The organism is Blastococcus sp. CT_GayMR16 (genome assembly GCF_004570875.1).
GTDB lineage: Bacteria > Actinomycetota > Actinomycetes > Mycobacteriales > Geodermatophilaceae > Blastococcus_B.
The window spans coordinates 110,810-137,083 of record NZ_SPQK01000007.1 but is presented as its reverse complement, the minus strand read 5'-3'; the positions used below and the strand labels follow the sequence as shown (position 1 = coordinate 137,083).

Here is a 26,274-nt window from a genome sequence, read left to right as displayed (position 1 = left end):
CCACGTCGCTCGGGGGCCGCGCGTCGGAAGATGCGGCCTCGCTCGCGGGAAACCCTATCGGTCCGCGCGTGACGCGGCTCCCGCCCGGCCCCCTCGCAGGGCCCCGCCGCGAGCTTGCGGCGGTGGGGGGCGAGGGGGTCCTTCACCTACTGCGCCAGCATGTCGTCGGTGACGACGGACTCCGTGTCCGGGATGCCGAGGTCCTTGGCGCGCTTGTCGGCCATGGCCAGGAGTCGCCGTATGCGGCCGGCGACGGCGTCCTTGGTCATCGGCGGATCGGCGCGCTGACCGAGCTCCTCCAGAGAGGCCTGCCCGAACTCCAGCCGCAGCCGGCCGGCCACCAGCAGGTGCTCGGGAGCGTCGTTCGCGAGGATCTCCAGCGCACGCTCCACCCGGGCGCTGGCCGCCACGGCCGCGCGGGCGGACCGGCGCAGGTTCGCGTCGTCGAAGTTGGCGAGCCGGTTCGCGGTGGCCCGGACCTCGCGGCGCATGCGCCGCTCCTCCCAGGCCAGGACGGCGTCGTGCGCGCCCATGCGGGTCAGCAGCGCGCTGATCGCATCGCCGTCCCGGATGACCACCCGGTCGGCACCGCGGACCTCGCGCGCCTTCGCCGGGATGCCCAGCCGCCGGGCCGCGCCCACGAGAGCCATCGCGGCCTCCGGGCCCGGGCAGGTGACCTCCATCGACGAGGACCGACCGGGCTCGGTGAGCGAGCCGTGGGCGAGGAACGCGCCCCGCCACGCGGCCTCGGCGTCGTTGATGCTGCCCGAGACGACCGACGGCGGCAGCCCGCGGACCGGCCGTCCGCGCTGGTCGACCAGCCCGGTCTGCCGGGCCAGGCCCTCGCCGTGCTTGGCGATCCGGACCAGATAGCGCACGCCGCGGCGGATGTTGCCGCCGGCGAGCACGCTCACACCGCTCGTGTAGCCGTACACCTCGCTGATGTCGCGCCGCAGCCGCCGGGCCACCGAGCCGGTGTCCAGCTCGGCCTCGATCACCACGCGACCGCCCACGATGTGCAAGCCGCCGGAGAAGCGCAGCAGCGCCGTGACCTCCGCCTTGCGCTCGGAGGTCTTCGTGCACTCCACGCGTGAGAGCTCGTCCTTGACCATTGCGGTCATCGCCATGTGCGGCGTCCCCTTCCCCCTCGTACCGACCGCCCAGGATCGAAAGCTGTCGTCAGTTCCGATACCCGATCGGACACCCGCACTCCCTCAGCGTGCACCGACCACGGAGGCCAGTGCGGCGGAGAGGCGCACGGGATCGTGCCGTGGCGAACCATCGAGTTCGGCAACCGGAGCCAGAACGAGCTCGGCGCCGCACTCGCGTACCGCAGACAGGAGACCACGACGGTCAACCACCGACTCAGCATCAGCGATCACGGTGTGCAACGCCACTCCGCCCAGATGCGCCTGCAACACGCTCAGATGCTCCTCCGGAGAGAAGCCGTCGGTCTCCCCTGGCTGCGGTTCCAGATTCAGTACCACGACCACCCGGGCCTGCGTGGCAGCCAGTGCGGCGGCCAACTTCGGCACGAGCAGGTGCGGCAGTACAGAGGTGTACCAGGATCCCGGACCGAGCGAGACGACGTCCGCCGTCGCGATCGCCTCGAGCACCGCTGGGTTGACCGGCGGGTCCGGCGGAGAGACGAGGATCTCCCGCACGTGCCCCGGGGTCGCGGCGATCGCGACCTGCCCGCGGATGGTGCGGACCCGCGCCGGGTCGTCGGGATCCACGGTCTCGACGCGGGCCACGAGGTCGAGCGGGACGTCGGCCATCGGCAGCACCCGGCCGCAGCAGTCGAGCAGCTCGGCGACCTCGTCGAGGGCGCGGACGGTGTCGCCGTCGTGCATCTCGGCCAGCCCGGTCAGCATCAGGTTGCCGACGGGGTGCCCGGCGAGGACGCCGGTGCCGCCGAGGCGGTGCTGCAGGAGGGCCGCCAGTTCCTGCGAGCGCTCCCCGTCGCCCGCCAGGGCGGCCAGGGCCATCCGGAGGTCGCCGGGCGGCAGGACGGGCATCTCACGCCGGATGCGCCCGGAGGAGCCGCCGTCGTCGGCGACGGTGACCACCGCGGTGAGGTCCGGAGTGATCCGGCGCCAGGCGGCGAGCGCAGCCGCGAGACCGTGGCCGCCCCCGAAGGCGACCACCCGGAGGTCGTCCGCGCCCACTACTCGCGACCCAGGTCGCGGTGTCGGGCCGTGGCGGTGAGCCCCTCGGCCTGGAGACGACGGGCGAACTCCTCGGCGATCGCGACGCTGCGGTGCTTGCCGCCCGTGCAGCCCACGGCGAGGGTCAGGTAGCGCTTGCCCTCCCGCCGGTAGCCGGGGATGAGCAGCCGCAGCACGTCGGTGTAGCGGTCGAGGAACTCCCCGGCGTCGGGCTGGCCGAGGACGAAGTCGCGCACCTCGGCGTCCTGGCCGGTGCATGCCCGCAACTCGGGGATCCAGTGCGGGTTCGGCAGGAAGCGGGCGTCGACCACGAGGTCGGCGTCCAGCGGCAGGCCGTACTTGAAGCCGAAGCTCATCACCGTCGCGGTGAGCGGCGGCGTGCGGCCCTCGCGGGCGAAGGCGTTCTCGAGCGTGGCCCGCAGCTGGTGCACGTTGAGGTCGCTCGTGTCGACCCAGAGGTCGGCCTCGCCGGCGATGCCGGTGAGCAGACCGCGCTCGGCCGAGATGCCGTCGATCAGGGTGCCGCTGCCCTGCAGCGGATGCTCCCGGCGGTTGGACTCGTAGCGGCGGACCAGCACCTCGTCGCGGGCGTGCACGTAGACCACCCGGGGTCGGTGCCCGGCCTCGGACAGGACGCGGATCGCCTCCTGCAGGTCGCTGGAGAACGCCCGGCTGCGGACGTCGACGACCGCGGCGAACCGGCGGAGGTCACCGCGGGCACCCAGCTCCACCATGGGCAGCAGCAGCGCCGGCGGCAGGTTGTCGACGACGAACCAGCCGAGGTCCTCGAGGACCCGGCCGGCGCTGTTCTTGCCCGCCCCGGAGAGCCCCGTGACGACGACGACCTCCAGCGGCTGGGGATCGCCACCGGCCAGGTCCAGGTCGTCGGTGACGGCGCCGAGGGGGCCGGGATCCCCGGGCGACCCCGTCGTGCCGGCCTCGTCGACCGTCACGAGGCCACCAGGCCGACCTCGGCGGTGTCGCCGGCGTCCGGGCGGGGAGTGCCGCGCTCGGCCGGTCCCTGCGGCGCGGTGGTCGACTCCTCGGCCCCGGCGGCGTCGGTCGCGGCACCCGACGGGTCGGCCGGCTCCGTGATCGCGGCCTGCACCGCCTCCGCCGTCCGCCGGCCGATGCCGGGCACCGCCATGAGCTCCTCGACCGTGGCGGCCCGCAACCGCTTGAGCGACCCGAACTGCTTCATCAGCGCCTTCCGCCGTGTGTCCCCGAGGCCCGGGACATCGTCCAACATCGAGACCAGCATGCTCGTCGACCGCTTCTGCCGGTGATAGGTGATGGCGAAGCGGTGCGCCTCGTCCCGGACCCGCTGCAGCAGGTACAGCGCCTCGGAGGTGCGCGGCAGGATCACCGGGTCGTTGTCGCCGGGCAGCCACACCTCCTCCATCCGCTTGGCCAGGCCGCAGACCGCGACGTCGACGATGCCGAGCTCGGCGAGCGAGCGGCTCGCGGCGGCGACCTGCGGCGCGCCGCCGTCCACCACGAGGAGGTTGGGCGGGTACGCGAACCTGCGGGGCCGGCCCTCCTCGGCCGACACGCCCTGCTCGTCGAGCCGGTCCTGCTCGTCCTTGAGGTGGCGGGCGAAGCGCCGGCGCACGACCTCGGCCATGGCAGCCGTGTCGTCTGTACCCGCAGCCACGGAGAAGCGGCGGTAGTCGGACTTCTTCGCCAGGCCGTCCTCGAACACGACCATGCTGGCCACGACGTTCGTGCCCTGGACGTGCGAGACGTCCATGCACTCGATGCGCAGCGGGGCGTCGGGGAGCTCGAGGGCCTCCTGTAGCTCGGAGAGCGCGAGCGAGCGGGCGGTCAGGTCGCTGGACCGCTTCACCCGGTGTCGCGCGAAGGCCTCCTTGGCGTTGCGCTCGACCGTCTCCATGAGGTTGCGCTTGTCGCCGCGCTGGGGCACGCGCAGCGACACCTTGCCGCCCCGCAGCTCCTCGAGCAGCTCGGTGTAGACGTCGGCGTCCTCCGGCAGCTCGGGAACCAGCACCTCGCGCGGCACCGCCTCCCCCGCCTCGCCGAGGCCGGTCTGCTCGTCCACGCCGCCGTACACCTGCAGCAGGAACTGTTCCACCAGCTCGCCGGTGGTGACCGCCTCGACCTTGTCGACGATCCAGCCGCGCTGGCCGCGCACCCGGCCGCCGCGCACGTGGAAGACCTGGACGGCGGCTTCCAGCTCGTCCTGGGCGAAGGCGACCACGTCGGCGTCCGTCCCGTCGCCGAGGACGACGGCCTGCTTCTCCAGCGCCCGCCGCAGCGCCCCGAGGTCGTCGCGCAGCCGGGCGGCCTTCTCGAACTCCAGGTTCTCCGACGCCGCGGCCATCTCGCGTTCCAGGCGCTTCATCATCGACTCGGTGCGGCCGGCCATGAAGTCGCAGAAGTCGTCGACGATCCGACGGTGCTCCTCGGCGTCGACCCGGCCGACGCACGGTGCCGCGCACTTGCCGATGTAGCCGAGCAGGCAGGGGCGGCCGATCTGGCCGGCGCGCTTGAACACGCCGTTGGAGCAGGTGCGCGCCGGGAAGACACGCGTGAGCGTGTCGAGCGTTTCGCGGATGGCCCAGGCGTGGGCGTACGGGCCGAAGTAGCGGACGCCCTTCTTCTTCGGGCCGCGCATCACCTGCAGCCGCGGGTACTCCTCGTTGAGGGTCACCGCCAGGCTCGGGTAGCTCTTGTCGTCGCGGTAGCGGACGTTGAACCGCGGGTCGAACTCCTTGATCCAGTTGTACTCGAGCTGGAGGGCCTCGACCTCGGTGCCGACGACGGTCCAGTCGACGCCCGCCGCCGTCGTCACCATCTGCCGCGTGCGCGGGTGCAGGCCGGCGACGTCGGCGAAGTAGCTGTTCAGCCGCTGCCGGAGGCTCTTGGCCTTCCCGACGTAGATGACCCGGCCGCTGGGGTCGCGGAACCGGTAGACCCCGGGCGACTCGGGGATGCTGCCGACCGCGGGGCGATACGTGGACGGGTCGGCCATGGCTCCAGGTTAGGTCGGGATGCCGACAGATCGTCGGCGGCCTCGGCCCAGCCGGGTCAAGCTCGTGGTGTACCGGGCACACGGTCCGGCCTGCCACCACACTGAACGTTCGCCGGCCTCTAACATTTGGACCCTCGTTCCGACCGCAGGGAGTCCCATGCTCGTTGCTCTTGCGGTCGCGGTCACGGCTGCCTTGTTTCTTCATGCCCTCTACCGGGTCGTACAAGTGAACTGGCCGAACAGCTACTTCAGTCAGTCGAGCGAGCTGGAGCTCAAGACAAGCAGCGGCCGCGTGCGATACGCCTGCTTCCGATTCGGGCCGGTCTTCGTCGCCGCGGCATTCGCGGCCGTCACCACGGCGCGAGCAGATGAGTCTGCTCTGCTGAGCGTGGTCGCACTTTGGGCGCTCCACACGGGAGACACCTCCGGGCGAACCTTGCTCAACTTCCTTAGGCGCAAAGCCCGCGGTCTCGCCGCGTCGGTCTCGCAGGCTGCCTTGGCCATCGCAACAGGTCTCGCACTTGCAGCCGTCTGCGTGCTCGCATGGACGTTGCGGAACCCTGTCGACGGACTAATCCCGGAGCCCGAGGTGCTCGTCGAGGCGCTCTGGACCGCCGCGTTCGCAGGAATCGTCGCCGCCTTTCTCCTGAGAGCATCCGAAGGATCTGCCGATGTCTCGGCGGTTGTGACTTCAGAACTCTCGAAGCTTCGGTCAGGGGGCCTGGTCGCGACACTCCATGGCGAAGCGGACGAAAACGGCGTCAGCCGGGAGTTTCTCGAGACGTTGATGATCGCTGAGTCCCTCGAGCGTCCCCGGTGGTTTCGACAGCTTGAGCGCCTCTTCGCCTTCACCCGAGCGCGAGCAACGTACGGGGTGATGCAGGTGTCGTCCGCTCGCGCGCTCACGGACGAAGAGTCGATCGCAGCGACTGCCGCTGCCTACCGGGGCTACCGTCCTGCCCACACCTCCGCTGGCCCTATCGAGCCGTATCTTCGCGCGGCCCTAGCGAGACACAACCCAGACGCGGCCTTCATCGAACTCGCGTACGACATCTACCTCGAGCTTGTCCCGCCGGGCATAGCCGCGACGAGGGCGCTTGCAACGGATGGACGACCAGTCGTTGAGGTTGCCGAGGCGCAGCAAGTCATCGACCAGTGGCAGATCACCGGAACGGCCAGCGCAAGCGAAGCGACCTTGCTGAGCACCTTTGACTCAGGCGGTGGTGCGCCAATCGTTGTTAGCGTGGACGCCGCGGCGCCGGGGCGCGGCGGATGGCGACTGTTGGCGCCCCTGCATGTACGGGAAGTCCGGATCTGGGAGCCGGATGAGATGCGCAGCCAGGAACTTCCGGATCGCAGCGTCACAGTAACGACGCACTACGTGTTCTAGACGCGGCGTCGGTGGCTGGGGCAAAGAGGGGCGGAGTGGGGTCGATTCAGGCGGTCGCGAGCCGCTGGTCGAGCCAGGCGAGCAGGTCGTCGACGACCTCGTCCCGGTTGGTCTCGTTTAAGACCTCGTGGCGGGCGTCGGGGTAGACGTGCTGCTCGACCGGCAGCCCCCGCTCGGTGAACAGCTGGGCGAGGGCCGTGACCTGGACGGCGTCGTTCCCGCCCACGGGGTCCCGCTCCCCCGACAGCAGGAGCACCGGGAGCCCGTCGGGCAGTGCCGCGACTGCTTCCGGGGTCGCCGCCCGGACCGCCAGCGCGAACACCCCGGCCGCGTAGGCCACGGTCAGTGGCATCTCGTCGCCGCTGAGCGGATCGGCGATGTAGGCGTCGACCTCGGCGGGGTCGCGGGACAGCCAGTCGTAGCGGGTACGGGCGGGTTCGAACGCCTCGTTGAAGGCGCCGAGCGCGTCGAGCGCGTGGTCGGCGGCGCCTGCGGTCACGGCCTCTTCGAGCGCGGTGACGCTGTCCGCCAGGTGCGGAGCCACCCCGATCGGCCCGGACAGGGCGAGCCCGGCGAGGCCCGCGCCGTCCCGTTCGGCACTGGCCAGCGCGATGATCGAGCCCATCGAGTGCCCGAGCAGGATGCGCGGCACCGCGGGGTGCCGCTCCTCGATGACCAGGTCCAGCGCCCGGACGTCGTCCAGGACGGTGTCGACGCCGAGCCCCCCGAACCGGCCGATGCCGGTGCTCTCCGCCGTCCGTCCGTGCCCGCGCAGGTCCATGGCGTAGACGGCGAAACCGCCAGCGGTCAGCGCTCCCGCCACCCGGCCGTAGCGGCCGGAGTGCTCGGAGGCGCCGTGCACGATGTGCACGGTCGCCCGCACGTCGCCGTCCGGGAGCCACCGCCGGTAGTGCAGGCGGTAGCCGCCCGGGGCCTGCAGCATCGCCGCGTCGCCGGAGCCCGTCATGGCACGTCCTTTCCAGCAGCGGGGTGCGTCCGGACGACCCGCCCCAGGGGGCGACAGCCGACCCGGTCCCGGGCTCGGCCGGCCCCTCCCGGCAGCTTCGCACGATCGGCGCGGTAGCCGCACAGCCGAGTCCAGCACCGATCCCCTCACAGGCCCGTGCCAGGTCGCAGCCCCGTCGTCGCGTTCTGTCCCGGACACCCTGGACGGGGTCCCCGGGAGGTCCCAGGAGGTTGACCGCGACCGTCGCACGCCCGAACGTCTGCGCTACTGAGAGGAGGCCGGACCATGGGCCGGCACATCCGTGCGACAGACCACGGCATCTGGACCGAGCAGGTCGGCGAGGGACCGGACGTCCTGCTGATCGGCGGCCTCGGCGACACCGTCGAGTCGTGGCAGTTCCAGCTCGACGGGCTCGCCGATCGATATCGCCTGACCGCCTTCGACAACCGGGGCGCGGGACGCACGAAGATGCCGGACGACCCGGCGACCGTCGAGGCGATGGCCGACGACGCCGCCGCTGTCCTGCGCGCTCTCGACATCCCCTCCGCGCACGTGGCGGGCTTCTCGGGCGGCAGCATCATCAGTCAGGAACTGGCGCTGCGGCACCCTGAACTGGTGCGCAGCCTGGTGCTCCAGAGCACGTGGGGCGCGATGGACGGCCACTTGCGCTCCTGGGTGAAGTTCATCCGTTGGCTCGCGGAAGCGGCCCCGAGCGAGCGCGACTTCCTGGAGGACTTCTTCCTCGTCATCTACACCGCTCGCGCCCACAACGACGGGACCGTCGACGCGATCATCGACGAGGCGCTGGCGTTCCCCTACAAGCAGTCCCCGGAGGACACCCAGAGGACCCTGGACGCCTTCGCCGTGCACCGGACCATCGACCGCCTCGACAGGATCTCGGTTCCCACCCTCGTGCTGGCAGGAAGCATCGACCCGACGGCCCGACCTGCACTCGGCAAGGCCGTCGCTGCAGCGATAACCGGCGCGGTCTTCGAGGTGCAGGAGGGCCAGTCGCACCAGCCGTTCCAGGAGGTCCCGGACCAGTGGAACGCCCGTGTCGACGCGTTCTGGCGGGACGTCGACGATCGGGCCCGTTCCGCACCGCGGCCGAGGGAGACCTCCGAACGCGAGCGGACGAGCGCACCGGCCCACAGGTCGACGTCCTGACGGCCGGGTAGGTCCTCAGCTGGCCTTCTTGCGGGCCCGCTTCTTCGGCGCGGCCGCGGCGGACACCGCGTCCTGGTCGAGGATCTTGGCCAGGTAGCGGCCGGTGTGGCTCTCCGGCACCGTGGCGATGAACTCCGGCGGCCCCTCGGCCACGACCGTGCCGCCCCGGAATCCGCCCTCGGGCCCCATGTCGATGAGCCAGTCGGCGCTCTTGATGACGTCGAGGTTGTGCTCGATGACGATGACCGAGTTGCCCTTGTCGACCAGGCCCTGGAGCACGAGCAGCAGCTTGCGGATGTCCTCGAAGTGCAGGCCGGTGGTCGGCTCGTCGAGGACGTAGATGCTGCGGCCGTTGGACCGCTTCTGCAGCTCGCTGGCCAGCTTGACCCGCTGCGCCTCGCCGCCGGAGAGGGTGGTCGCCGGCTGGCCGAGCCGGACGTAGCCCAGGCCGACCTCGGTCAGGGTGCGGAGGTAGCGGGCGATCGCCGGGATGGCGGCGAAGAAGTCGGCCGCCTCCTCGATCGGCATGTTGAGGACCTCGGCAACCGTCTTGCCCTTGTAGTGCACCTCGAGGGTCTCGCGGTTGAACCGGGCGCCGTGGCACACCTCGCACGGCACGTAGACGTCCGGCAGGAAGTTCATCTCGATCTTCAGCGTGCCGTCGCCCGAGCAGGCCTCGCAGCGCCCGCCCTTGACGTTGAAGGAGAACCGGCCGGGCAGGTAGCCGCGCATCTTCGCCTCGGTAGTGCTGGCGAACAGCTTGCGGACGTGGTCCCACACACCGGTGTAGGTGGCCGGGTTGGACCGCGGGGTGCGGCCGATCGGCGACTGGTCGACGTGCACGACCTTGTCGAGGTGCTCCAGCCCGGTGATCGTCCGGTGCCGGCCCGGCACCATGCGCGCACGGTTCAGCTCGTTGGCCAGCGTCGTGTACAGGATGTCGTTGACCAGGCTGGACTTCCCCGACCCGGAAACCCCGGTGACGGCGACGAGGACGCCCAGCGGGAACGTCACGTCGACGCCCTTGAGGTTGTGCTCGCGGGCGCCCTTGACCACCAGCTCGCGCCCCGGGGTCAGCTCGCGCCGCTCCTTGGGGATCTCGATCTGCATGCGGCCGGAAAGGTAGGCGCCGGTGAGCGACCGCTCGGAGGCCATCAGGTCCTCGAGGCTGCCGCTCACCACGATCTCGCCGCCGTGCTCGCCGGCGCCCGGGCCGATGTCGACGATCCAGTCGGCGATCTTGATGGTGTCCTCGTCGTGCTCGACGACGATGAGGGTGTTCCCCATGTCGCGCAGCCGCACGAGGGTCTCGATCAACCGGCTGTTGTCGCGCTGGTGCAGGCCGATGGACGGCTCGTCCAGCACGTACAGCACGCCGACCAGGCCGGAGCCGATCTGGGTGGCCAGCCGGATGCGCTGAGCCTCGCCGCCGGCCAGCGTCGCCGCGGGGCGGTCGAGGGACAGGTAGTCCAGGCCGACGTCGACCAGGAAAGAGAGCCGCGCCTGGATCTCGCGGAGCACCCGGTCGGCGATGGCCCGTTCCCGCTCCCCCAGCTCCAGGGAGTTGAGCCACTCGGAGGCGTCGCCGATCGAGAGGTTGGTGACCTCGGCGATCGATCGGCCCATGAGCTTGACCGCGAGGATCTCCGGCTTGAGCCGGGTGCCGTGGCAGACGGGACAGGGCACGTCACGCATGTAGCCCTCGTACTTGTCCCGGGCGTAGTCGCTGTCGGTGTCCTCGTGCCGCCGCTCCAGGAAGGGCATCACGCCCTCGAACGCGGCGTAGTAGCTGCGCTCGCGCCCGTACCGGTTCTTGTAGCGGACGTGCACCTGGTCCGGCGAGCCGTGCAGCACGGCCTTCTGGACCTTGGCGGGGAGCTTCTCCCAGGCGGTGTCCATCGAGAAGCCGAGCTGCTGGCCGAGACCGGAGAGCAGGCGGAGGAAGTACTCGTTGGTCATCGAGCTGGCCCACGGGGCGACCGCGCCCTGCGCGAGGCTCTTCTCCGGGTCGGGGATGACCAGGTCGGGGTCGACCTCCTTGCGGGTGCCGATCCCGGTGCACTCGGGGCACGCGCCGAACGGTGAGTTGAAGGAGAACGACCGCGGCTCGAGCGCCTCGAACGACAGGCCGTCGTCGACGCACGCGAGGTGCTCGGAGTAGGTCCGCTCGCGGTGCGGGTCGCCCTCGTCCATGTCGACGAAGTCGAGGACGACGAGACCGCCGGCGAGCCCGAGGGCGGTCTCCACCGAGTCGGTCAGGCGGCGCTTGGCGCTCTCCTTGACCGTCAGCCGGTCGACGATCACCTCGATCGTGTGCTTCTCCTGCTTCTTGAGCTTCGGCGGCTCGGTGAGCGGGTGCACGACGCCGTCGACCCGGACGCGGGAGAAGCCCTGGGTCTGCAGCGAGCTGAACAGGTCGACGTACTCGCCCTTGCGCGCGCGGACGACGGGGGCGAGCACCTGGAACCGGGTGCCCTCCTCCATGTCGAGCACCTGGTCGACGATCTGCTGCGGGGTCTGCCGCGAGATGGGCTTGCCGCAGTTGGGGCAGTGCGGCTGACCGGCGCGGGCGTAGAGCAGCCGGAGGTAGTCGTAGACCTCGGTGATGGTGCCGACGGTGGACCGCGGGTTGCGGTTGGTCGACTTCTGGTCGATCGAGACGGCCGGGGAGAGACCTTCGATGAAGTCGACGTCCGGCTTGTCCATCTGGCCGAGGAACTGCCGCGCATAGGCCGACAGCGACTCGACGTAGCGCCGCTGGCCCTCGGCGAAGATCGTGTCGAAGGCGAGGCTGGACTTGCCCGACCCGGAGAGCCCCGTGAAGACGATCAGTGCGTCGCGGGGCAGGTCGAGGTGGACGTCCTTGAGGTTGTGCTCTCGGGCGCCGCGGACGACGAGCCGGTCCATGTGATCCCTGTCAGTCGCTGTGGCCAGATGCATCATTGGAGGCCAAGGCCCCCGATCGGGGAGCTGTTCCCGCTCCCCCGCGTGCCCCGCTGTCGCGCCCGTCATGCATGCCGGACGGCGTGCCCGCCGCTCCGGGACGAGCGCTCAGACGGGTGCCGGGGCCGACGAGGCAGTGGGGTCGAAGACGGGTGCGTAACGGCGCCAGGGCTGCAGGCGCTCGAGCTCTCCTGCCAGCCAGAGTAGTCGCCCTTCGGCACCCGGGGGGCCGACGAACTGGACGGCCACGGGCAGCCCGTCGGGCTGACTGCCGGCCGGCAGTACCACTGCCGGGAGGCCGGCCAGGTTCCAGGCCGCGGTCCACGGCGCCCACCGGGCATTGGCCACGACGTTGGCCATGAACGAGCGCTCGTGCCACGGCCGGGCCGCCAGCGGGGGCCCCGTCGTGACCGGGCTGAGCAGCACGTCGACGTCGGCGAAGAACCCGACCATCCGCTCCCGGAACCGCTCGGCGGTGGCGGGTCGCACGAGCCCGGCCCGGTGCACCATCCGGCCGATCCGGGCGTGCGTGCGGCTGCGCGGCTGCAGCGCCGCCCGGTCGAGGCCCAGGTGCTCGGCGTCGTTCTCGGCGCCGATCATCCAGCGGGTCATCGCACCGGCGGCCGCACCGGGGGTGATCGGCGGGTCCTTCCGGACGACGGTGTGCCCGGCCGCCGTGAGCTGGGCGACGACGGCGTCCACGGCTGCACGGGTGGCCGCGTCGGCGCGGACCCCGGGCACCGGCGAGCGGGTGGAGATCCCGATGCGCAGCGGCCGGCCGGGATCGGCGAGGGGGCCGGGCTCATCCCCCGCCATCACCGCATGGGCGACGGCGAGGTCGGCCACGGTCGTCGCCAGCGCGCCGTTCTCCGCCATCCCCGACCAGCTGTCGTATCCGATCTCGGCCGGCACCACGCCCCTCCCGGGCTTGAGCGTGACCAGCCCGCACGCGGCGGCCGGCAGCCGGAGCGAGCCCATGCCGTCGTTGCCGTGGGCCAGGGGCACCGAGCCCGAGGCGACCGCCGCGGCGCTGCCGCCGGAGCTGCCCGCCGGGGACCGGGCGGTGTCCCAGGGATTGCGGCTCACCGTCCCCGGACCGTCGGTCGTGCCGTACAGGCACAGCTCGGGCGCCCGCGTGATGCCGACGACGATGGCCCCGGCCTTGCGCAGGCGCGCCACGACGGGATGGTCCTTCGTCTCCGGCCCCTTCGTACACGCCGGCGAGCCGTCGGTGCAGACCTCCCCGGCCACGGCCACGTTGTCCTTCACCGCGATGGGCACGCCCGCGAGCGGCAGGGCGAACCGGGTGAGCGCGGTGTCGATGGCGTGCGCCTCGGCGAGCGCCATGTCGCGGCGGACCACCCGGAACGCGCCGACCCGGGCGTCGACCGCGTCGATGTGGGCCAGGTGCGCGCGGACGACGTCCACCGCCGTCACCTCGCCCGAGCGAACCAGCCGGGCGATCTCGGTGGCGGGCAGGCCGACCGTCCCGGCGGCGACCTGAGCAGGGTCGGCAGCTCCGCTAGCGTCCATGCAAGGACCGTAACGGCGGTCGCTGACACTTTCCGATCGGAGTCCTGGATGAGCGCCTCCCCGTACACCGGCGACGTCGAGGTGGGTGGTCCGGCCGACGTGCGCGAGCTGCCCGGGCTGACGATCAGCAAGCTGGCCGTGAGCGAGATGGCGAACAACGCCTACCTGCTGCGCGACACCGCGACCGGGGACGCGTTGCTCATCGACGCCGCCGCCGAGCCCGCGGCACTCATGGCCCTGATCGGTGACGCTCCGCTGCGCACGGTCGTCACGACACACGGCCACTGGGACCACCACCGCGCGCTGTCCGACGTCGTCCTGGCCACCGGGGCGAACACCGTTGCGCACCCGGCCGACGCTCCCGATCTGCCGGTGTCACTGGACCGGAAGGTGGAGCACGGCGACACCGTGACGTTCGGCGGGCAGACGCTCGAGGTGATCCACCTGCGCGGTCACACGCCCGGGAGCATCGCCCTCGTCTGGCGCGGGCCGGGCGACGCCGGCGTGCACGTCTTCACCGGCGACAGCCTGTTCCCCGGCGGGGTCGGCAACACACAGAAGGACGCCGCCCGGTTCGCCAGCCTGATCGACGACGTCGAGGAGCGGCTGTTCGGGACGCTGCCCGACGAGACGTGGGTCTACCCCGGCCACGGCAAGGACACGACGCTGGGCACGGAGCGCCCGCACCTGGCCGAGTGGCGCGCCCGCGGCTGGTGATCCGGCTCGGGACCGCCTTCACCGCGATGAGTTCCGGTCCGGTCGCGGGTCTGTTCTGGTGTCGTAGGACATCGGCCAGCAGACACGCGGAGGACACCATGACCACGCCGAGGGACCCGACCACCGCGCTGCCCGGCCGACCGCCCGTCGTCGACCGGGCCACCTGGCACTCCGCCCGGGACGAGCTCCTGGTCCGCGAGAAGGCCCACACCCGCGAGGGCGACGCCCTCGCCGCGGCCCGCAGGCGGCTGCCGATGGTGGAGCTCGACGGGACGGTCGAGGTCGTCGGACCCGACGGCCCGGTCCCGTTCCGAGACCTGTTCCAGGGCCGCGACGAGCTCGTGGTCTACCACTCCATGTGGTACGACGGCGCGCCGCACCAGGGGCAGTGCGAGGGCTGCACCTTCAACCTCTGGCACATGCGGGACGCCGTCTACCTCAACGCCCGCGGCGTCTCGTTCGCCGTCCTGACCTCGGGCCGGTGGGACGAGGTCGCTCCCTACGTCGAGTTCATGGGCTATCCCCAGCCCTGGTACTCGGTGCGGGGCGTGGAGGCGCCGATCGCCACCGAGGAGGGGCACATCCTCTGCTACCTGCGCGACGGCGACCGCGTGTTCCTCACCTACTCCACGACGGGCCGGGGCAACGAGCCGGCCGACGGCTCACTCGGGCTGCTCGACATGACGCCCTACGGCCGCCGCGAGGGGTGGGAGGACAACCCCGAGGGCTGGCCCGAGGCGCCCCAGGTCGGCGCGCCGGTCGGTGGACACGGCTCGCCGATCTGCTGGTACTGGCGCTCGGACGCCGACGGCGCCGCGGCCTGGGGCCCGACCAGCCGACCCGTGCCGCAGTGGACCCGCCCCGGCGCGACCCCGCTGGAGACCCTCGGCCGGCAGGGCCACCACCACTGACGCGCCGTCGGCACGGGGGTCGGCTGCGTCGGAACGTGACCTCGCTAGGCCAGGGGGCGCTCGAAGGTGATCAGCACGCCTTCCACACCGCCCGGGCCGATCCGGCCCTTCACCTCGACGGAGGTGATCGCCCGGAGCTGCCAGCCCTCACGAGCGCGCTCGTTGAGCACCTTCTCCAGCTTGTTGCCGGACATCTTGCCGCCGATCATCCCCTCCCGGATCTCCTCGACCTTGTACTCGAAGCGCCCTGCCATCGCCTGCTCCCCTCGCCGGTGCTCGAACGGCCAGCCTGCCGGGCCGGGCAGCCGGTGTCGACGGCCGACGACGCCGTGACGGGCCCTCGGGTGGGCTGACCGCGGCGGTGCCAGACTCGGCCGGTGCAGCCGCGCCGACTTCTCCTGGTCCGTCACGCCCAGGCCGCGGACGCCCCGGTCGACGCCGACCGGCCGCTCACCGAACGGGGCTCGCAGCACGCCTCGGCCATCGGGTCGTGGCTGAAGCGGGCCGGCCTCGCGCCCGACCGGGCGGTCGTCTCCCCCGCCGTCCGGGCGGCGCAGACCTGGGAGCGGGCGGGGGCCGGGGTGGCACCGGGCCTGCCGCCGGTCGTCGACGCGCGGATCTACGAGAACACCGTCGAGGCGCTGCTCGCGGTGATCCAGGAGATCCCGGACGACGTGGCGACCCTGGCCGTCATCGGCCACAACCCGTCGATCGGGGTGCTGGCGAGCATCCTGGACGACGGCGAGGGCAGCCCCGCCGCCCGGCGCGACCTGAGCACCGGGTTCCCGACCGGCGGCGTCGCGGTGTTCGTCCTGGCCGCCGCGTTCGCCGCTCTCGCACCGGGCACCGCGACGCTGACCGACTTCACCGTTCCGGGCGGCTGACGAACGGGACCGCTAGTTGTACTGACCACGGACGTTGGTGACGGCGTCTGGTGACAAGGGGAAGACCTCCGAGTGAGGTGTGGAGCTGTCTAGGAACCGCTCCTCAACCCGGAGGTCTTCGTGTCCCACGCTAATGCCCTGCTGACTCCGCGGGGGCGCCTGCAGCTGGCTCGCTGTGTCGTCGATCAGAACTGGCCGCTGCGGCGCGCGGCCGAGCGGTTCCAGGTCTCGGCGACCACCGCCGCCCGGTGGGCCGGCCGCTACCGGCGGCAAGGCCCGGCCGGCATGTATGACCGCTCCAGCCGTCCTCAGCACAGCCCGCGCCGGACCCCGACCCGGCTCGAGCGGCGGATCATCAAGGTCCGGGTGACCCGCCGTTGGGGTCCGGCCCGGATCGGTTTCCTGCTCGGCCTGCACCCATCCACGGTGCACCGGGTGTTGTCTCGCTATCGCCTTGCCCGACTGGCCTGGCTCGACCGCACCACCACACGGGTCGTGCGCCGCTACGAGCACGCCGCCCCCGGGGACCTGGTGCACCTGGACGTGAAGAAGCTCGGCCGGATTCCCGACGGGGGCGGTTGGAAGATCCACGGCCGCGCGGCCCGTCCCCACCGGCACCGCGCCGGGCTGGGCTACGTCTTCTTGCACACCGCCCTGGACGACCACTCCCGATTGGCCTACTCCGAGCTCCTCACCGACGAGCGCAAGGAGACCGCCGCGGCCTTCTGGACCCGAGCCAACGCCTACTTCACTAGCTGCGGAATCACCGTCACGCGGGTGCTCACCGACAACGGCGCCTGCTACCGCTCACACCCGTTCCGCGACGCATTGAGCGAGATCGCGCACACGCGGACCCGGCCCTACCGGCCGCAGACCAACGGCAAGGTCGAACGCTTCCACCGAACACTGACCGAGGAATGGGCCTACGCGGACGCCTACGGCAGCGACAACGAGCGCGCTCAGACCTACCCCGCCTGGCTGCACCGCTATAACCATCACCGCGGCCACACCGCTCTCGGCGGCCGACCTCCCGCCAGCCGCGTCACCAACCTCTCAGGTCACTACAGCTAGTCCTCCTCGAAGAGGGCGATGATCTGGTCGGCGGGCTCCGCGATGTAGAGCGGGACCACCGACACCGTCCACTCGGGCCGCTTGTCGACGATCTCGACGGCGAGATCCCACGCCATGCCGGCGGCGAGCGGGCCGAAGCAGGCGTCGTCACCGTCCTCACCGACCGCGACCTCGACCAGCCACTGGTCGGAGAGGTCTGCGGCGAGTTCGGCGACGTCGGGCGTCGACCCCTCCTCCGGCTCCGGGGAATCGGCCAGGACGGGATAGATGAGCGCCATGGGCAGACGCTATTGCCGCGGAGGGGTGTCCGCGCAGTCAGGCCGTCCCGAAGCCGACCCGATGCTCCCGGCCGGCGGCGAGAAAGCCCAGCAGCCGCTCGCCCTCGGCCAGGACCTCCGACCGCTCGGGAGACGACAGCTGCCCGGACGGCCGCACGGTCAGCGCGGTGACCGCCCCCTCGCGGCGCGCGGCCCAGGTCGCCCGGAGCAGGCCGTCCACCAGGACGGTGCCGGTCCAGCCCCCGGCGCCACCGGGCAGGAGGACGTGGTCGCCCTCGGCGACGACGCGGGACCGGTCCGCGTGCGACAGGACGACGTTGTCGTACTCGGCGAGGAAGCGGACGGGTGAAGGGGTCTCCGGGTCGGGCAGCGGCGCATCGGGGACGTCGAACAGCTCGATCCCGTCCTCCGTGCGGAACCGCCGCAACCCCGGGCCGATCCGATCGACCACCTCGCGGAGCCGGGTCAGCCCGCACCAGGCCTGGACGTCCCGGACACTCGCCGGTCCGAAGGCCGCGAGGTAGCGGACGACGAGATCGTCGAGCGAGGTCGCGCGAGCCGGCACGGCACCGAGCTCGGCTGCGACCGTCGTCATCACCGCGGCGCCGGAGGAGGTCCAGAGGCCCCGTGGCGGCGACTGCACCCACGGCACCCAGTAGCTGACCCCGAAGGCGACCGCCTCCGCGTCGAGACCCGGATGGCGGCCGGCCAGCTCCCGCTGCAGCTGGGCGCGCCCCATCGGCCGTTCCGTCAGCAGGTCGGCGGCCTTCGCCACCACCGCCGCGAGATCCTGCCCGCGCAGCCGCTGCCCCCAGGCGGTGCCGGCGAAGGTGCGGTCGAGCACCGGTTGCAGCAGGGGGCGCAGCGCCAGCGCATCGGCGGCGGTGACGGTGTGGATCGTCGTCCTCATGAGCTGCGTGCGGACGACGGCGCGCGACGTCATGAGCCCGTCGAGCTCGGCCGGGTCGTAGTCGGCCAGCCGGTCCCACAGCGCCAGGTGCGGCACGCGCGGCACCTGCGCCTGCAGACCGACCAGGTGCTCCAGCGTCTCGGCCACCGGCCGCCGGACCCGCTCGAGCAGCAGCTGCCGGGCGAGGGTGGCCCGGCCGAGCGCGCGGCGACTCAGGAGGTCCGGCATCGGGGGCTAAGGCACCCGGGTGGCGCGCACCGTCAGCGGCTCGGCCGCGGCCGGTTCACCTTCGGGAGGCTCGGGCGTCGCCGCCGGCAATTCCGCCGGCCGGTCCGCCGGAGCGGCGCCGGAGTTCTGCGGCGTCGGCAGCCAGCGCGCCCACCACCGCAGCACGTGCTCCAGTCGCGCGAGGCGGTGGCGTGGCCGTCCCGAGCGGGACAGCTCGTGCCCCTCCCCGGGGAACAGCAGCAGCTCCGACGGGACGCCGCGGCGCTTGAGCTCGACGTACAGGCGGGCACCCTGCTCGAGCGGACACCGCCAGTCCTCCTCGGAGTGGATGACCAGTGTCGGCGTGGTGATCGCCGGCGCGCCGATCATGGCGCTCTGCGCGGCGAGGCGTTCCGGGTCGGTGCCCAGGTACTGGTCGGGAAAGGCCCAGCCGATGTCGGAGGACCCCACGAAGCTCACCGGGTCGACCAGCGCCCGCTCACTGATGGCAGCGGCGAACCGCGACGTGCGGCCGATGAGGAACGCGGTCAGGTAGCCGCCGTAGGAGCCGCCCATGACCCCCACCCGGTCGGCGTCGAGCGTCGGATCGGTCAGCGCCGTGTCCAGGAAGGCCAGCACGTCGGCGGCGTCGAGCTCGCCGAAGCCGCCCTTGATCGCCCGCCCGTGCGCCTCGCCGTAGCCGGAGGACCCGCGCGGGTTGCACTGCACCACGGCGTAGCCCGCCGAGACATAGGCCTGCGTCTCGTCGAACAGGCTCCAGCCGTACTGGGCGAACGGGCCGCCGTGGATGGTGAGCAGCACCGGGTGCGGGCCAGGTCCGGGCGGGGTCGTCACCCAGCCGTGCACGGGATAGCCGTCCGGGGCGGTGGCCGTCCGTTCACGCATCCGGTGCACCCGGCCGGTCTCCCCCAGCCGTCGTCCGAAGGCGGTCAGCAGCCGACGTCGTCCCGGGGTCACCGCGATCAGTTCGCCGGCCGACCGGTCGTGCGCCACGACGGCGACGACCACCTCCCCGGCGGCCGCGAATCCCCGGACGGTGAACGATCCGTCGACCAGCACCTCGGGGGCGCCTCCGTCGGCCGGCACCCGCAGGAGTTCGACCGCACCCTTGCGCTGCACGCCGACCAGGACGGCGCCGTCGACCACGATCGTCCCGGGGGTCTCGTCCCCGCGATGGTGCTGGGCCGGATCCAGCAGCGGCTCCAGCGGACCCCCGTCGGCGTCGACCCGGCAGGGCACGGCCTGCCGAGCGACGAAGTCCAGCCCGTCCGGTCCGAGATCGGGGACGGCGGTGACGTAGAGCGTCCGGCCGGTCGGGTCGAAGGCCGGCAGGGCGCAGTCGCCGCGGGACTCGGTGACCCGCCGCAGCCCGGAACCGTCGGGGCCGATCGCGTAGACGTCCCGGACGAGGTCCACGTCGGCCCGCGGGTGCCGCGCGGAGACGAAGGCGAGCTCCGCGCCGTCCGGACGCCACGTGACGTCGACGCAGTCCGGCGTCCCCGTGGTGACCTGGACCGGCTCCGGCGGCGGGGCCGTGTCGTCCTCGAAGTCCGCGGGGAGGTCGAGCACGAAGACCTGGCTGGGCCGGTCGCCGAGGAAGCCCACGGCGTCCCGGCGGTACTTCAGCGTGGTGATCAGCCGCGGCGGCTCCGCGGCCGGCCCGACACCGTCGACCGTGCCGTAGCGCCCGTGCTCGGGGACTCGGGCGACGTAGGCGAGCCGCCGCGAGTCCGGCGACCAGACCGGAGCCCCGGCCCCCAGGTGGTGCTCGGTGAGCCGGCGGGGTGCTCCCCCGGCGGTCGGCAGCAGCCAGACCTGCGGGCGCTCTCCGGGCTGGGCGCTGAGGTAGGCCAGCCAGCGACCGTCCGGCGAGAACGCGGGGGCGCTGTCGAGGTGGCCGGAGGTCAGCGGCCGCGCGGCCGCCGACGCGTCGGTGGGCACGGCCCAGAGCTGACTGCGGTACTCGTCGGCCTCGAGGTCCGGGCGCGTGACGGCGACAACCGCCATCCGCCCGTCGGGAGACAGGGCCGGGACACCGGGGGTGCGCAGGAGCGCGAGGTCGTTCGGCCGCATGACCGCCGACGCTAGCCGAGACCGCTGACGGGACCGGCCGGCGGCGGGGACGACGTCAGACGACGGGCATCCAGTGGTCGGCCCACGTGATCCGGTCGTACCCGAACGACCGCGAGACGTCCCGCGCGGCGCCGGCCACCTGCTCGCCCTCTGCTCGCAGGACGAACTCACCGTCGATGTTGTAGAGCGACATCAGGGCGACCGGGCCGTGGTGGCCGCCGAAGTCCAGCGGGAGTTCCACGCGAGCCCCGCCGAAAGTGCGCGTGACCAGGGTTCCCCCCCACTGCAGCGGGCGTCCCGATGCGGAGAATGCATAGACCAGCAGCCGTTGCAAGGTTCGGGTCTGCCGCAGATCGACGTGGATCTGTTCGAACTCCTCGCGGGACGCGGTGAGGATCGGGCTCCGCGAACGGGGTGGCCCCGCGACGAGGCCCGTCGTCCGCTGCACGATCGAGGACGCGCCGTCCGTCAACTCGTACAGCGCCCCGATGGCGAGGTCGCCGACGGCGGGCGAGCACACGGCTTCGACGGTCAGGGCCCCCACGCCGCTCTGCAGCCGGTTGAGGGTGACCGTGGGGTCCAGTGGCGTCAGGATGACGCGGCCGCGGGGGCCGAGCCTCGGCACCGGGGGCCTGGCCGGTGGACCCGACGCCGGCCGGGAGCCCGAAGGAGTGGCCGGGGCGCCCGAGAGATCCGAGCCGGACGACGGCTCCGGGGGTGCGGGCGCAGCGGCCGGCGCCGACGGGAAGAGGTCCAGCGATCCCGATGTCGCGGCGGGTGCCGGAGGAGCTGCCGCCGCCGGTGCCGGAGCAGCCGGCGCGGCAGGCGCCGACAGGTCGAGGTCCGCGGAGTGGGAACGCGCCCGGGGTGGATGCGGCAGCCGGCCCGCGATGAGGTCCGCGACCGCCGACGTCGAGGGATGGGTCGAGGCGGTGGGAGGCCCGTGGCGGAGGGTCCGATGCCGGATCCAGCCGAGATCGGTGCGCTGACGTGCCGAGGAGGGGTCGCGGCTCGTCACAGGGGCAGGCCGTAGTCCGACGCGATGCCGGCGATCCCGCTCGCGTAGCCCTCGCCCACGACCTTGAACTTCCAGTCCGACCGGTTGCGGTACACCTCGGCCAGGACGAGTGCCGTCTCGGCCGACAGGGCAGGCGCCAGGTTCTCGGAGCGGACCAGTTCACGGTTGTCGGTCGCGTCCCGCACGGCGACGCTCAGCTGGCGGAGCTGGCCCAGGGTCCGCCGCGCCGCCGTCCCTTCGTTCACGTAGAGCACGAAGGCGATGCGGGACACCTCGGGCGGCACGTCGGGGAGGTCGATCTCGACCTGCTCCTGGTCGCCCGCCAGCGCCTTCTCGATCTGGCTCACCGACAGGTCCGGCGACGTCAACTGGTTGAAGAAGACGAAGTGCTCGGCCGAGAGCGCCTTGTTCGACTCGTTGCACAGGATCGCGGCCATGACCAGGTTGTCCTGGAGCACCGGCTCGGCACCGGCGTTCCATGCCACCCCGATCACGAGGTGCTTCAGACCGGGGATCTCGCGGGTGAGGGGCACGTTCGCGCCCCGACTCATGACTGCCATCAGAGGTCGAGGTCCGATCCGGAGAATTTCGTGCGCAGGAAGCTGCCCTGGGTCATCAACGCGTCGACATCCTGCGCCTGGGCAGCCTGCAGAACGGCGAAGGCTGAGCCCTCCAGTGCGTCCAACTGCTCCATCAACGACTCGGTCGGCGTGAACCCGGACGGCCGCTGCACGGCCACCAGGTCCTTGTCGACGGCGAGAAAGGTGCGCAGCGTCGTCGGCAGGTAGTCGTTCACCGCGCCACGGACGGAGATCGTGGCGTAGACGTCCAGGGGTCGGACGTCGGAGGTGTTCACGATCTCGGCCAGCACGTCGGTGATGCGCCGGGCGGCGACGACCGCCCTCAGGGGCAGCCGCCCCGCGTTGCTGTTGATCATGCGGTTGACCGCCACGATCGACGCCCGCAGCGCCTCGGGGCTGTCCCCGGCGTCAGGCGCAGGTGCGGCGGCCGTAGGAGGGGACGGCACGGCCCGTCGGAACCACGCCACGGCCTTCCCACCTTCCTCGTCCTGCCTCCACAGCATGCCGTGTCATGAGCGGGCCGCCGGTCAGTTCCCGGCGATCTCGTTCCGGCGGGCGCGCTCCAGGTAGGGCTTCGCCCGCTCGATCTGACCCTCGAGTGCCTGGACCGTCTGGGCCATCGAGTCGACGGCCTGCGCCCGGAAGGTGTCCACGGCGTCCATCGTGGCGAACACGTTGTCGAAGGCCGCCTGGAGCTTGGCGACGTCGATCGTGGACGAGGCGGCCTGCTGGTTGATCTGCCCGCCCTGGATCTTCAGCTGCTCCGACGTCGACTCGATGAGGTTCGACGTGACGGTGTTCAGCGCGGTGATCTGGTCGAGCACCAGCTTCTGGCGGCTGAGGGCCTGCGAGACGATGACCGCGGTCCGCAGGGCGGCGATCGTTGTGGTCTGTGCCCGGTCCACGCCGCGGATGAGCTCCAGGTTGTTCCGCCGGATGAGGTCGAGCGCCATGTAGCCCTGAACGGCGACCGCCATCTGGGTCATGATGTCCTGCCGTCGCTGACGCACGGGGAACAGCGCGTCGGACCGGACTACGTTCGCGTCCTCGGCCCGACCCGCGGCCTCCAACTCGGCCACCTTGTTCTCGAGCGCTGCATCGAGGGCTGCCGCGAGCTCGTTGTACTCCCGCAGCTTCCCCATCATCGACCACATGTTGGCCTTCTCGGTCTCGATGGCTGCGTTGTCCTTCCGCAGCTCGTCCTGACCGGAGTCCAGTGCCTTGATGATCGTGTTGAGGTGCGACTGCGCCGACTGGTACTTGGCGAAGTACCGGTCGATCTTGTCGCCGCCGGGCAGCCACTTGAGGACCCGCTTGACGCCGGTCAGGTCCGCCCGATTGGGGTCGAGGTCGGTGACGGTGGTCCGGAGATCGACGAGCGTGTTCGAGACGCGGGTCTGCGCATCCGCCCCCTTGCCCTTCCCCATCGCCGCCGCCGGGCGCTCCAGCATCCGGTTCGACACCGCAGCCGACGACCGCATCTCCCGGTCACCCAGCGTGGTGATCGAGGCGACCTTCTCCGCGAACGCCGGCGACTTCGTGTCGAGCGAGACGAGATCGGAGACGAAGGCGGTGGCCTTGCTCCGCAGCTCGACCTGCTTGGCGTCGTCGAGCGGAACCGCATCGGAGGCCTGTTCGGCCGCAACGACGACGACCGCCTGCGGCGGCGCGAGGACGAGCGCGCCGGAGGCGGGCGCCGCACCGGACGTCGCGACGTTGGGGGTGGAGGTCGAGCCGAGGTCCAGCTCAGACATGGATGTCACTCCTCGTGGGGCGCGTCGGGTGCCGACGGGCGATGCGGGCCGAGCCACCGTCGACAGGAGACCGCGGAAGGCGGTCCGGTGCGCATCGGAACGACCCGATCCGCAGGCGTCTGTCTAACACGCGGCATGGACGATTCGAACAATTCTGGTATCGATCCACCCTATGTCGCCGGTCGGCGAGAATCCCAGGAGATCGAGCGTCCCTCGATCAGATGTTGACGCCGAAATCGCGGGCGATCCCGGCCAGACCGGCGGAGTAGCCCTGCCCGACGGCGCGGAACTTCCACTCGGCGCCACTCCGGTACAGCTCCCCGAAGACCATGGCCGTCTCCGTCGATGCGTCCTCGGACAGGTCGTAGCGGGCGATCTCCGCGTTCCCGATCTGGTTCATCACCCGGATGAAGGCGTTCCGCACCTGCCCGAAGTTCTGCCCGCGGGTCTCCGCGTCGTAGATCGACACCGGGAAGACCACCCGGTCCAGGCCCGCCGGCGCCCCGGTCAGGTCGACGACGATCTGCTCGTCGTCGCCGGCTCCCTCGCCGGTCACGTTGTCGCCGCTGTGCTCGATCGCGCCGTCCGGACTGCGGACGTTGTTGAAGAACACGAAATGCTGATCGGAGACCGCCTTGCCGTCGGCGTCGCAGCCGATGGCCGACGCGTCCAGGTCGAACGGCTGCCCGTCGGTGGTGCGCGCGTCCCACCCGAGTCCGACGGTCACCTTCTGCAGACCGGGCGCCTCCTTGGTCAGCGAGATGTTGCCACCCTTGATCAGGCTGACTGCCACGCGATCACTCCGCTTCTCGGGCACCAGGAAGTGCCCGGCATCTGGGAATTCCGGCCGTCCTCGAATCTAGTCGGCGCCTCGCACGGGTGTGTCTCGCGGCGTCCGGGACCCCCTGGCGCAGGTAGCTTCGGTCGTCGCTCGATCGGTTGAGGAGTCATGGCACGTCGTTCTCCGTCCCGGTGGCGCCGCAGGGTCGCCACGGTCTTCGCCGCGCTCGCCCTCCTCCTCGTCGTCGCGGGCATAGTCACCCGGGGCCGGTCCGGCGGACTCGTCATGGCCGGACTCGTTCTCCTCGTTCTCGGCGCCGGCGCGATCGTCGTGGGTCGCGCCCGATGGGCCTTCATCGGCTCGCGAGCTGCAGCAGCAACCGTCGCAGCGGTCGGCGTGGCCGCACTCCTCCTGGGCGGCGCCACCCTGCCGCGCCCCGCGCCGGACGCGTCGTCGGCCGGCGCCGGCCCGACGGACTCCTCGCCACCCAGCGGGTCCCGGAACGAGGTGGACGCAGCCGCCGCCCGAGCCGCGATCGACGCAGCGCCGGAGTCCTCGGCACTGGCCGCGCTGGCTGCCGTCGAGGTCAAGGGGCGAGCACCGCGGACCGGATACGACCGCGACCTGTTCGGCGAAGGATGGGTGGACGTCGACCGCAACGGCTGCGACACCCGAAACGACGTCCTCGCCCGCGACCTGACCGACGAGACGTTCAAGCCGGGCACCAATGACTGCGTCGTCGCCACCGGGATCGTGGCCGACCCCTACTCCGGGCGGACGATTCCCTTCCAGCGCGGGCAGGACACCAGCGACGACGTGCAGATCGACCACGTCGTCGCCCTCTCCGACGCCTGGCAGAAGGGCGCCCAGTCCCTGGACACGACGCAGCGCACGGCATTCGCGAACGACCCGCTCAACCTGCTCGCTGTCGACGGTCCCCTGAACCAGCAGAAGAGCGACGGGGACGCCGCCACCTGGCTCCCGCCGAACCGCTCCTACCGGTGCGCCTACGTCGCCCGCCAGGTCGCGGTCAAGATCCGCTACGACCTCTGGGCGACCCAGGCCGAGAGCGACGCCATCGCCACCATCCTCACCAGCTGCCCGAACGAGCCGCTCCCGGATGGCGTCGTCGTCCCGGAACCAGCCGCGCCCCTGCCCCCAGCTCCAGCGCCGGGCGCTCCGTTCGAGAACTGCGCCGCGGCCCGAGCCGCCGGAGCCGCTCCGGTCCACCGGGGGCAGCCGGGCTACGGGCCGCACCTCGACGGCAACGACGACGGGGTCGGGTGCGAGTCCTAGGTACTCAGTTCGTCGGCGGCGGGCCACAGTTCTCGAGCGTGTACGCGTCGACCCGCTGCGACGCACCGCTCGTCGACATTCCCGCAGCCAACGAGCCCAGAGCGGTCCCCAGCGGATTGCTGAACATTCCGGCGGCGGTGTCGCCCATCGAGTCGGCCTGCTGCTGGAACGCATCACGCAACTGCGCCACGTCGGGCTGGATGTCGTCCGGGGCCACCTTCTCCAGGCGGTCGAAGAAAGCAGCCAGGTCCCGGGGTGCCGAGAAGATCGTGCCCATCGCCGCGAACGGGTCCTCGGTGTTCCCCGCGTCGATCCACTGCTGGCGCAGCTCCTGGCCCTCGCCGTAGAACGTCTCGCAATAGGCCTCGACCGACCGCCCACCGCACGCAGCGAGCAGCGAGAGCAGCAGTGCCACGGCGGCGCTGCGCGTGATCACGCGGAGCGCCCGCGTCATGCCGCGCCCGGTCGTGCTCGTCCCCATGGTTCCCCCGCGTCCCTGAACGTGGGGGCAGTCAAGCGGGTGCCGGGGGTGATGAGAAGGGGAACGGGCACGGTGGTGGCTCGGATACCCGGGGGTGGACGCGCCACGGCGTCACGTCCGCGCCGCCCGTT

General features: G+C 71.8%; 24 protein-coding genes. 7 read left to right on the top strand and 17 right to left on the bottom strand.

Annotated elements, in window-relative coordinates; translation table 11 throughout:
• Positions 1-146: 146 nt before the first annotated feature.
• The 4 genes from whiA to uvrC all read right to left on the bottom strand — a co-directional run bounded on the left by whiA (position 147) and on the right by uvrC (position 5,160).
• Positions 147-1,127 carry a DNA-binding protein WhiA gene (whiA, locus tag E4P38_RS10545; protein WP_135131767.1) on the bottom strand — a complete coding sequence of 327 codons (981 nt, stop codon included), beginning with the start codon at positions 1,125-1,127 and terminating at the stop codon, positions 147-149.
• 87 nt (positions 1,128-1,214) lie between these two features.
• Complete coding sequence (gene yvcK, locus E4P38_RS10540; protein ID WP_209309052.1) at positions 1,215-2,168, bottom strand: uridine diphosphate-N-acetylglucosamine-binding protein YvcK; 954 nt, start codon at positions 2,166-2,168, stop codon at positions 1,215-1,217.
• Entirely contained in the window at positions 2,168-3,121 is a 954-nt protein-coding gene (gene rapZ, locus E4P38_RS10535; RefSeq protein ID WP_245160933.1) for an RNase adapter RapZ, read from the bottom strand. The genes yvcK and rapZ overlap by 1 nt, the downstream gene beginning before the upstream one ends.
• Positions 3,118-5,160 (bottom strand): excinuclease ABC subunit UvrC, encoded by a 2,043-nt coding sequence (uvrC, locus tag E4P38_RS10530; protein ID WP_135131766.1) that lies wholly within the window; start codon positions 5,158-5,160, stop codon positions 3,118-3,120. The genes rapZ and uvrC overlap by 4 nt, the downstream gene beginning before the upstream one ends.
• 157 nt (positions 5,161-5,317) lie before the next feature.
• Between uvrC and E4P38_RS10525 the strand changes: the two genes are divergently transcribed.
• Positions 5,318-6,550, top strand: a complete 1,233-nt coding sequence (locus E4P38_RS10525) for a hypothetical protein (protein ID WP_135131765.1) — start codon at positions 5,318-5,320, stop codon at positions 6,548-6,550.
• A 46-nt stretch (positions 6,551-6,596) separates the two neighbouring features.
• Here the strand turns inward: E4P38_RS10525 and E4P38_RS10520 are convergent, their stop codons facing one another.
• A complete protein-coding gene (locus E4P38_RS10520) occupies positions 6,597-7,517 on the bottom strand; it encodes an alpha/beta hydrolase (protein ID WP_135131764.1) in 921 nt (306 codons plus the stop codon).
• Positions 7,518-7,802: 285 nt separating this feature from the next.
• Between E4P38_RS10520 and E4P38_RS10515 the strand changes: the two genes are divergently transcribed.
• On the top strand, positions 7,803-8,684 hold the full coding sequence (locus E4P38_RS10515) for an alpha/beta hydrolase (protein WP_135131763.1): 882 nt from the start codon (positions 7,803-7,805) through the stop codon (positions 8,682-8,684).
• A 15-nt stretch (positions 8,685-8,699) separates the two neighbouring features.
• Here the strand turns inward: E4P38_RS10515 and uvrA are convergent, their stop codons facing one another.
• Positions 8,700-11,591 (bottom strand): excinuclease ABC subunit UvrA, encoded by a 2,892-nt coding sequence (uvrA, locus tag E4P38_RS10510; protein ID WP_135131762.1) that lies wholly within the window; start codon positions 11,589-11,591, stop codon positions 8,700-8,702.
• Between the two features lie 144 nt (positions 11,592-11,735).
• A complete protein-coding gene (locus E4P38_RS10505) occupies positions 11,736-13,160 on the bottom strand; it encodes an amidase (RefSeq protein WP_135131761.1) in 1,425 nt (474 codons plus the stop codon).
• 48 nt (positions 13,161-13,208) lie between these two features.
• On the opposite strand from E4P38_RS10505, the gene E4P38_RS10500 reads away from it, so the two are divergent.
• Together E4P38_RS10500 and E4P38_RS10495 are read left to right on the top strand one after the other, a co-directional pair.
• The gene (locus tag E4P38_RS10500; protein WP_135131760.1) at positions 13,209-13,877 is read left to right on the top strand and encodes an MBL fold metallo-hydrolase; all 669 of its coding nucleotides are present in this window, start codon (positions 13,209-13,211) and stop codon (positions 13,875-13,877) included.
• Positions 13,878-13,975: 98 nt separating this feature from the next.
• Entirely contained in the window at positions 13,976-14,788 is an 813-nt protein-coding gene (locus tag E4P38_RS10495; protein ID WP_135131759.1) for a DUF899 family protein, read from the top strand.
• A 44-nt stretch (positions 14,789-14,832) separates the two neighbouring features.
• On the opposite strand, the gene E4P38_RS10490 is transcribed toward E4P38_RS10495, so the two are convergent.
• The gene (locus tag E4P38_RS10490) at positions 14,833-15,042 is read right to left on the bottom strand and encodes a DUF4177 domain-containing protein (RefSeq protein ID WP_135131758.1); all 210 of its coding nucleotides are present in this window, start codon (positions 15,040-15,042) and stop codon (positions 14,833-14,835) included.
• 123 nt (positions 15,043-15,165) lie between these two features.
• On the opposite strand from E4P38_RS10490, the gene E4P38_RS10485 reads away from it, so the two are divergent.
• Complete coding sequence (locus tag E4P38_RS10485) at positions 15,166-15,672, top strand: histidine phosphatase family protein (protein ID WP_135131757.1); 507 nt, start codon at positions 15,166-15,168, stop codon at positions 15,670-15,672.
• Positions 15,673-15,792: 120 nt separating this feature from the next.
• Entirely contained in the window at positions 15,793-16,743 is a 951-nt protein-coding gene (locus E4P38_RS10480) for an IS481 family transposase (RefSeq protein WP_135131756.1), read from the top strand.
• On the opposite strand, the gene E4P38_RS10475 is transcribed toward E4P38_RS10480, so the two are convergent.
• The 8 genes from E4P38_RS10475 to E4P38_RS10440 form a co-directional block, all read right to left on the bottom strand.
• The gene (locus tag E4P38_RS10475; protein ID WP_135131755.1) at positions 16,740-17,021 is read right to left on the bottom strand and encodes a hypothetical protein; all 282 of its coding nucleotides are present in this window, start codon (positions 17,019-17,021) and stop codon (positions 16,740-16,742) included. The two genes, E4P38_RS10480 and E4P38_RS10475, sit on opposite strands and share 4 nt — an antisense overlap.
• Positions 17,022-17,058: 37 nt before the next feature.
• Positions 17,059-18,159, bottom strand: coding sequence for a winged helix DNA-binding domain-containing protein (locus E4P38_RS10470; RefSeq protein WP_167760521.1), 1,101 nt, complete (start codon positions 18,157-18,159; stop codon positions 17,059-17,061).
• Positions 18,160-18,165: 6 nt separating this feature from the next.
• Positions 18,166-20,232: a S9 family peptidase gene (locus E4P38_RS10465; protein WP_135131754.1), complete on the bottom strand. Its 2,067-nt coding sequence runs from the start codon at positions 20,230-20,232 to the stop codon at positions 18,166-18,168.
• 55 nt (positions 20,233-20,287) lie between these two features.
• The gene (locus E4P38_RS10460) at positions 20,288-20,857 is read right to left on the bottom strand and encodes a hypothetical protein (RefSeq protein WP_135131753.1); all 570 of its coding nucleotides are present in this window, start codon (positions 20,855-20,857) and stop codon (positions 20,288-20,290) included.
• A gap of 389 nt (positions 20,858-21,246) precedes the next feature.
• Positions 21,247-21,801: a TerD family protein gene (locus E4P38_RS10455; protein ID WP_209309051.1), complete on the bottom strand. Its 555-nt coding sequence runs from the start codon at positions 21,799-21,801 to the stop codon at positions 21,247-21,249.
• An 8-nt stretch (positions 21,802-21,809) separates the two neighbouring features.
• Complete coding sequence (locus E4P38_RS10450) at positions 21,810-22,298, bottom strand: hypothetical protein (protein WP_135131751.1); 489 nt, start codon at positions 22,296-22,298, stop codon at positions 21,810-21,812.
• A 60-nt stretch (positions 22,299-22,358) separates the two neighbouring features.
• On the bottom strand, positions 22,359-23,585 hold the full coding sequence (locus tag E4P38_RS10445) for a toxic anion resistance protein (protein WP_135131750.1): 1,227 nt from the start codon (positions 23,583-23,585) through the stop codon (positions 22,359-22,361).
• A 217-nt stretch (positions 23,586-23,802) separates the two neighbouring features.
• On the bottom strand, positions 23,803-24,378 hold the full coding sequence (locus E4P38_RS10440) for a TerD family protein (RefSeq protein WP_135131749.1): 576 nt from the start codon (positions 24,376-24,378) through the stop codon (positions 23,803-23,805).
• A 156-nt stretch (positions 24,379-24,534) separates the two neighbouring features.
• Between E4P38_RS10440 and E4P38_RS10435 the strand changes: the two genes are divergently transcribed.
• Positions 24,535-25,662 carry a DUF1524 domain-containing protein gene (locus E4P38_RS10435; protein WP_245160932.1) on the top strand — a complete coding sequence of 376 codons (1,128 nt, stop codon included), beginning with the start codon at positions 24,535-24,537 and terminating at the stop codon, positions 25,660-25,662.
• Positions 25,663-25,666: 4 nt separating this feature from the next.
• On the opposite strand, the gene E4P38_RS10430 is transcribed toward E4P38_RS10435, so the two are convergent.
• On the bottom strand, positions 25,667-26,143 hold the full coding sequence (locus tag E4P38_RS10430) for a hypothetical protein (protein WP_135131748.1): 477 nt from the start codon (positions 26,141-26,143) through the stop codon (positions 25,667-25,669).
• Positions 26,144-26,274: the final 131 nt, after the last annotated feature.